The 7,745-nt window shown below is 62.7% G+C and carries 6 protein-coding genes; 1 reads left to right on the forward strand and 5 read right to left on the reverse strand.

The window, feature by feature from the left end:
• Positions 1-31: 31 nt before the first annotated feature.
• Together WCA85_RS01180 and WCA85_RS01185 are read right to left on the reverse strand one after the other, a co-directional pair.
• Positions 32-1,417, reverse strand: coding sequence for an MFS transporter (locus WCA85_RS01180; protein WP_424061204.1), 1,386 nt, complete (start codon positions 1,415-1,417; stop codon positions 32-34).
• A 93-nt stretch (positions 1,418-1,510) separates the two neighbouring features.
• Entirely contained in the window at positions 1,511-2,677 is a 1,167-nt protein-coding gene (locus WCA85_RS01185; protein ID WP_424061205.1) for a M24 family metallopeptidase, read from the reverse strand.
• Between the two features lie 186 nt (positions 2,678-2,863).
• Between WCA85_RS01185 and WCA85_RS01190 the strand changes: the two genes are divergently transcribed.
• Complete coding sequence (locus WCA85_RS01190) at positions 2,864-3,859, forward strand: LysR substrate-binding domain-containing protein (protein ID WP_424061206.1); 996 nt, start codon at positions 2,864-2,866, stop codon at positions 3,857-3,859.
• Positions 3,860-3,873: 14 nt separating this feature from the next.
• Here the strand turns inward: WCA85_RS01190 and iolB are convergent, their stop codons facing one another.
• The 3 genes from iolB to uxuA are packed head-to-tail and all read right to left on the reverse strand — an operon-like array spanning position 3,874 to position 7,293.
• Entirely contained in the window at positions 3,874-4,704 is an 831-nt protein-coding gene (iolB, locus tag WCA85_RS01195; RefSeq protein WP_424061207.1) for a 5-deoxy-glucuronate isomerase, read from the reverse strand.
• 55 nt (positions 4,705-4,759) lie between these two features.
• Positions 4,760-6,253 (reverse strand): mannitol dehydrogenase family protein, encoded by a 1,494-nt coding sequence (locus WCA85_RS01200; RefSeq protein WP_424061208.1) that lies wholly within the window; start codon positions 6,251-6,253, stop codon positions 4,760-4,762.
• Entirely contained in the window at positions 6,244-7,293 is a 1,050-nt protein-coding gene (uxuA, locus tag WCA85_RS01205) for a mannonate dehydratase (RefSeq protein WP_424061209.1), read from the reverse strand. Before uxuA ends, WCA85_RS01200 begins: the two co-directional genes overlap by 10 nt.
• Between the last annotated feature and the right edge of the window lie 452 nt (positions 7,294-7,745).

A 7,745-nucleotide genomic window follows, 5' to 3' on the forward strand; every position in this document is an offset into this window, starting at 1 on the left:
TACACGGCATTACTGCCGGAGCGATTTACGCTCAGCGCGGCAGAGGATGCGGCGAGTGCGCTGAGTCACGCGAGCCAAGCGCTGCGGCCGATTCATCTTCCGGCTCCGCGGTCAGATCCCGCTTGAAAGTCTCGGCGAGGAAAAACGCGCACACCAGACTCAGCAACCCCGTCGCAGCGATATAGATCGAAATGGGCAGCGTCTGACCATAAGTAGCAAACAAGTAAGTGGCGATCAATGGCGTCGGTCCCGACGTGATGATGCCGGCGATCTGATAGGGCAGCGACGCCCCCGTATAGCGCACCCGCGTACCGAACAGTTCCGCAAACCACGTCGATTGCACGCCGTACACGGAGGCCTGGCTTAACGCGATACCGCAGACGTATGCCACGAGAATCCAAGTGGGATTGCGGGTCTCGAGCAGCGGAAAAAATGCGAATCCGTAGATCGCCACGAACACCGCCCCAAGCATGAAGACGGTCCGGCGTCCGATCAGATCCGACAGTTTGCCGAACAACGGCAGCGTGATCAGCGCAACGGCGCAACCAAGGATGATGGCGTTCAGCAGCAGTCCGCGCGGGAGGCCAAGCCGCGTGGTGCCATAGACCAGCACGAACACGTTAATCACGTTGAAGGTGATGTCGACCGCGAAGCGCGTGCCGATCGTCAGCACGAGGTCTTTCGGGTGCCGGCGCAGCAATTCGATCAGCGGCGCCTTTACGACCCGCTTGCTCAACTTGATCTGTTCGAAGACTGGCGACTCCATGACGCGCAACCGGATAAACAGGCCAATCGCGATCAGCGCGACGCTCAACAGGAACGGCACGCGCCATCCCCAGGAATAGAACGCGTCGGACGGCAGACTCGACACGGCTTTAAACACCGCGGTCGAGAGCATCAGCCCAAGCGGCACACCCAACTGCGGGAATGCGCCGAAGAAGCCACGCTTGCTGGCTGGCGCCGTTTCGACCACCATCAGCACCGCGCCGCCCCATTCGCCGCCGACGCCCAGCCCTTGCAGGAAACGCATCGCCACCAGCGCGATCGGTGCCCAGACGCCGATCGAAGCGTAAGTCGGCAGCAAGCCAACCACGAAGGTGCCGACGCCCATGATTGTCAGCGTCGCGACGAGCGTCGCCTTACGTCCAATGCGGTCGCCAAAGTGCCCGAAAAACACGGCACCGAAGGGCCGTGCGAGATAGCCGACCGCAAAACTCCCGAACGCCGCAATGGTGCCAACCACCGGGTCAAACGAAGGGAAGAACAGCTTGGCGAAGACCAACGCCGAAGCGGTGGCGTAGAGAAAAAAGTCGTACCACTCTATAGCGGTTCCGACTACCGAGGCGACCAGCACGCGGTTGACGGCCGAGCGGCTGATGACCGGCGCGCTGCCGGATGAAACGGGCAATGTATTCATGTCTCCTCCCTTCTCTGGGAATCTAATGTTTTTAACTGCCGCGTGTCGGCGACGCGGGTCCGCCGGCACGTTACGATAATGAATTCACTGCGCTCACCAGTGCAGTTCCATCGGGAATTGATCGAGCGTTTCGACGCCGCCCGAGGTCAACCGCACGATGCGTTCCGTGCGCAAACCGCCGACGTTCGGCACCGTGATTGTCGCCTTCAGGGTAAAGACCATGTTCTCTTGCAGCACGGTCTTGTTGCCTGGCCCGATCCATGGGGCTTCTTCCTCCGGGTCCATGCCCGTGCCGTGGCCGGTGCCATGACCGCGCGCTTCGCTCGAGTATTGCTCGTAGTCTGATTTCACCAGCGCCTGCTGGATCACCGCGTTCAGTTCCATGGCTGCCATGCCGGGACGCGCGGCGGCAAGCCCAGCTTCGACCGCGCGCGCCGCTGCCGCGACGATCGCCATCTTCTCGGGACTCGCCGGACCGTAAGTGAAACCACGTCCGCCATCGGCCACGTAGCCACGATAGCGCGCGCCGATGTCGGTCATGATCAGGTCGCCCGGTTGCAGGATACGATCGGTGGGGCGCGCCAGGTTGTATGCCGAGCGCGGACCGGATTGCACCATCGAATCGAATGCGGTCCGATCCGCTCCTCCCGCGAGCATCGCGCGGTCGGCGATCAGAGCGAGTTCGCGCTCGGTGTAGGGACGGCGGTCGGCGAGCGCGTCCCGAATCGCGGCCATCGCCGAATCGGTCAAGGCGGCGGCTTTTCGCATCAGCGCCACTTCGGCGTCGCTCTTGATCGCCTTGATCTCGGCCAGCACCATCGTCGCCTCGAGCTTCAGGTCGCCCAGACCGGCGTACAGGCGCTTCAGCAGGTCTGCGGGAATATAGGCGGCCCCGGCGAGACCTACCGCGCCGCTGCGATGCCGCGCCGAAAACGCCTGCACCTGTTGCGTAACTTCACGCAAGCTGCGCACCTCGAAGGCGGTCACGCTCCTCGCGTAGTCGAGGCATTGGTCCGACACGAACAGCACAGGGTCACCGTCTACGGGCAGCAGCAGGATCGCGTTAGCGATGTCCGATACGCCGTCGAGCGGGCGGAATTCAGTGAAGTAGCCGATATTCGCGCCACGCCAGCAATCGCCAAAGGCAAGCAGGCCGACCAGGCTCGCCTTGTCGAGTGCGCTGCGGACCTTGGCGACGCGGCCAAGGAACTCGTCGGTGGTGATGGCTTCCGGCGGGATATCTGCGGTACGGATGTTCATTGCTTCTTAGTCTCCTGTGCGGCTGCATGCACGGATGCTGGATGCAGCCGGTTTCGATGCTCGTGAAGAGGTCCGCCCTGCTTTGGAAAGCCGGACGTCTTCCGCATAGTAGAATTGATCGATATGCTTTTATAATGAAAAATAACTCATAATCTATATCGATATGGAATACATGGAGATGACCTCGTGACCGCCCCTATTCAGCCGGACACCGGCGCCGGGGCCAGTGCGACGGGCCACTTCGACCCCACCCGTCTGAAGACACGTCAATTGGCCCTGATCGTTCAGCTCGACATCCATCGCTCGGTATTGCACGCGGCAAACGCCGCGCACATGACGCAGCCCGGGGCGACCAAGTTGCTACGTGAACTGGAAGAGACTATGGGTGTGGAATTGTTCGAACGGCATCCGCGCGGCGTGGAGCCCACCTGGTACGGCGAGGTGCTGATCCGCCATGCACGCAGCGTGCTGGCGGAGCTGCAGCATGCGTACGAAGAAGTGTCGGCGCTCAAAGCCGGCCTGACCGGGCAGGCGATGATCGGCACCGAAGTCACAGCGGCCACCAACCTGGTGCCCCAGGCGGTGGCGCTGCTCAAGAAGCGCTTTCCCAAGATTCGCGTCAACATCGAGATGGAGTTCAGCGAGGTGCTGGTGCAGCGTCTGCAGGAAGGCAAGCTGGACATGATCGTCGCCCGAATCCGCAATCCGGACGACCTTGCGGAACTGCATTATGTCCCGCTCGCAGAAGCACAGCACGCGCTGTTCGCACGCGTTGGCCATCCGCTCGTCAAGCGCAAGGCTCTGAGCTGGAGCGAGCTGGCCCCGCAAACGTGGATCTTGCCGCCGAAAGGCAACGTGATGCGCAATCGGTTCACGCAACTGTTTCTAGAACGGAAGCTCGCGTTGCCGACTGACGTGGTCGAAAGCTCGTCGCTGCCTGTCATCACGAGTTTGCTGCAAATGAGCGATATGATCGCGCCGCTTGCGCGCGAGCCGCTGCGGCCTTATTGCATTGCCGGTGCGATTGAACCGCTGCCGTTCGAGTTCGATCTGAAGCTCGGACCGGCGGGCATCGTCACACGGCGCGGCGAAAGGCTCTCGCCGGGCGCGCGGGCGATGTTGCAAGCGCTGCGCGAGACCGCCGGATTCGACACTCAAGGCCCGGGCGCCGCCGACCACTGATCACAGCACCCGGGTCAGCGCGAGCCGTCCGCTGCAACGCTCGCGCCGGGTCGTAGCAGCCACTCATGGGCCGGCTCGTTATGCACGTGCCAGGTGCGGCGCGGGCCGGCCATCACGTTCAGGTAGTAAAGGTCGTAGCCGTGCGCGGCGGCCACCGGGTGATAGCCGCGAGGCACCAGCACGACGTGCTTGTCGTAAGCCGCGAGCGTCTCGTCGAGACTGCGGTCGTCGGTATAGACCCGCTGAATCGCGAAGCCCTGCGGCGGCGAGACGCGGTGATAATAGGTTTCCTCTAGATAGGTCTGCTGCTCGCCATCGTCGGTATCGTGTCGATGCGGTGGATAGCTGGACCAGTTGCCTGCGGGCGTCACCGATTCCACCACGAGCAAGCTCTCCGCCGGTTCGGTTTCCGGCAGGATATGGCGCACGTGACGCAGATTGGCGCCGGTACCCCGGATTTCCTGCTTGACCTCGTCAGGCGCAATAAAGCGTGGAGGCAGGCCGCCCTTCGCGGGCGCCGAGCAGACCCCGAGCTCGACGTTGTCCGCCGCCACGATCGTGTAACGCGTATGCGGCGGCACGTACATGGACCACGGCGCGCCTTCGAACGGCGACATCCGGGCTCCGATCAGGCGGCTTGCGAGCCCCTCGCAACCGGCTGTTGCGCGCCCCTTGACGAGCACGACCACGACTTCACGATCGCCCGTCTCCCGTGTGACCGTGGCGCCGCCCTTCAGGTCGAAAACATCGAAGCCCACGTATTTCCAGCCGGCGCTTGCGGGCGTGATATGGATGATCTGACCGTCTTCGGCATGCTTTGACGGTTTGACGAGCAGGTCGCTCATGTCTTGCTCCAGTTATTTGGTGATACTACTGTGCAGAGCGCGGCGGTCGCTGCGCTTACGGGCACGGGCGTGAAGAGGTACAAGCGTCCATGGCTTCGACGACGCCTCGTGCGCGAATCGCCGCCAGATGGCGTGCGACCTGTGCGACGAAGCGCGGCTGTGCGCGTAGATCCGATCCAAAGATCGACTCGATCGCGAACGCAGCTTGCACCACGGCGCTTGCATCCGCATGCGACGTCGCGCGAACCGTCTTGATCAACGTGTCAGCGAGCGGATCGGCAATCGCGTAGGTGCGGCCGGTCTCGTCCCGGCCGCCGAGATACCCTATCCAGCCGGCCAACGCAAACGCGAGAAGTTCGGTCGGCGCGCCGCATTTCAGGTTGGCGCGCACGCTTTCCAGCCAGCGCTGCGGCAGTTTCTGCGAGCCGTCGGTCGCGATCTGATGCAAGCGGTGATCGAGGGCGGTGTTGCGAAAACGCGTGACCAGTTCAGCGCGATAGCTGGCCAAAGCGGGTCGCGATAGCGTCGGCTCTACCTCTTCGCGCAACATGCTTTCGACAAAGTTGAACACGGCCGGCGCAGCGATTGCCTGATCGACAGTGTCATAGCCGATCAGCGACCCGACGTACGCGAGCGCCGAATGCGCGCCGTTCAACATCCGCAATTTCGCTTGTTCATAGGGACGTGCGTCACCGACGAGCGTCGCGCCTGCGCGCTCCCACGCCGGCCGCGGCCCCGCGAAGCGGTCCTCGATCACCCATTGCGAAAACGGCTCGGTCATCACCGGCCACGCATCGTCGGCACCGAGTTGCTTCGCTACGCGCATGCGATCGGCGTCGGTGGTGAGCGGCACGATCCGATCCACCATCGTGTTGGGAAACGCGCCCTCTCGCTCGATCCAGTCGGCCAGCGCAGGATCCGCTTCACGAGCGAACGCCAGCGTCAATGAGCGCATCGTGTCGCCGTTGGACGGAAGGTTGTCGCACGACAGCACGGTAAACGGGCGCAAACCGCCCGCGCGGCGCAGCGCCAGTGCGCGCACGACGAAGCCGATCGCGCTACGCGGCGCAGCGGCCTCGCGCAGATCATGGGCAATGTCGGGATGATCGAACTGCAACGCGCCGCTGGCCGGATTGTGGCAATAGCCTTTCTCGGTGATCGTCAGGCTGACGATATGGCAGCGCGGATCGCTCATCGCTTCGAGTACGGCGGCGGGCGACTGCGCCGCGACCAGCGACGCGATCAGCGCACCGACAATCTGGAACGAATCCGCGGTGCCGTCGCGCACATCCACCGTATACAGATGATCCTGCGGAGCGAGCGCCTCCGACGTATCCGCGCGCCGCAACGAAACGCCGACGATGCCCCAGCGGTAATCGCCAGCGCGCAACGTGTGCTCGGTGTACACGGCCTGGTGGGCGCGATGAAACGCGCCGAGTCCCAAATGGACGATGCCCGGTGCAAGCCTTGCGCGATCGTAGGAGGGAACGACTACTTCGCTCGCGGCGCGCGCCGCGAGCGAAGCCAAGGCGTCGTTACTCAGCCGCATGGTGTGGCCGGATGTTTGGCGAGGCCTTCCCAGATGCCGTTCAGGTAGACCGCTCCCAGCGCGCGGTCGAACAGTCCATAGCCTGCGCGGCCCGTTTCCCCCCAGATCATTCGCCCATGGTCCGGCCTTGCGTAGCCTTCGAAGCCGGTTTCAAAGTAGGCTTTGACGATTTCCGCCATGTCGAGCGAACCATCGGCCGAGCGATGCGAGGTCTCGTGAAAATCGCCCGCGGGATTCGTTTGCACGTTGCGCAGGTGCGCGAAATGAATCCGGCCACGCGCGCCGAACTCGCGCACCAGTGCCGGAATATCGTTCTGCTGATCTGCGCCCAGGGAACCGGAACACAGTGTCAGACCGTTGGCGGGATCGTCGACGATCGCCAGCACTCGCTGCAGGTCCGCGCGATTCTTCACGATGCGCGGCAGCCCGAAAATCGGCCGCGGCGGATCGTCGGGGTGGATTGCCATCTTGATGCCGGCTTCTTTGGCCACCGGGATGATCGCCCGCAGGAAGTAGTCGAGATTGGCCCACAGACCGGCTTCGTCGAGCGCTTCATAGTCGCGCAGCAGGGCTTTCAACTGCTCGGACCGATAGCTCGCGTCCCAACCGGGCAGCTGAATACCTTGGCTGACGTCGAGCTCGCGGATCGCTTGCGTGTCGAACGCGAGCGTCGTCGAGCCATCGGGCAGCTGCATTCCGAGCGAGGTGCGGGTCCAGTCGAAAACCGGCATGAAGTTGTAGCAGACCACCTTCACGCCGCAGGCGCCGAGGTTGCGCAAGGTCTCGCCGTAGTTAGCGATGAGCATGTCGCGCGTCGGTTTGCCGAGCTTGATGTCCTCGTGCACCGGCACGCTTTCAATCACCTCCAGTGTCAGCCCGTGCGCCTCTATCTTCTCTTTCAGCGACTGGATCCTGTCGATTGGCCACACCTCGCCGACCGGCACGTCATAGATCGCGGAGACGACCCCGGTCATGCCGGGAATCTGGCGGATATAAGCGAGCGGCACAGGGTCTGCGTCGCCATACCAGCGAAAGGTCATTTTCACGTTCGAGTCTCTTCCTCACACGCTCGCCTCGCCATGGACGACGCGGGCAGAGCATCAATGAATGGTTGGTTGGCCCTTGCGTATCGGCCGACCAGCGCAGCAAGACGGCTTCTGGACGCCGTGCGCCTGTCGGATGCAGGCGTGGAGCGCAGCTAGGAGTCTGCATACTAGCGTCGATCAAGAGGTTTTTATAATGAAGAATCACGCTTTATCTATACGATTATGGAATACAGAGAGCGTTTGATCGGGCAGTTCCGATGAGTGCGGCTGGTAAGTGGCGAGCTTCCTACACTCGGTCCACGTGCTCCACCATGTGGGAAGACCTTAACTCTCCTGCATTGGTCGACTTCCGTTGGGCGATATATTTCGCAAACAATGCGGTGAACAGTGGCGCGAGTAACGAAGTGACAATCGTCGATGCAGCGATCTGAGGTGTTGCGACGGCG

The organism is Paraburkholderia sp., from assembly GCF_049581445.1.
Classification (GTDB): domain Bacteria; phylum Pseudomonadota; class Gammaproteobacteria; order Burkholderiales; family Burkholderiaceae; genus Paraburkholderia.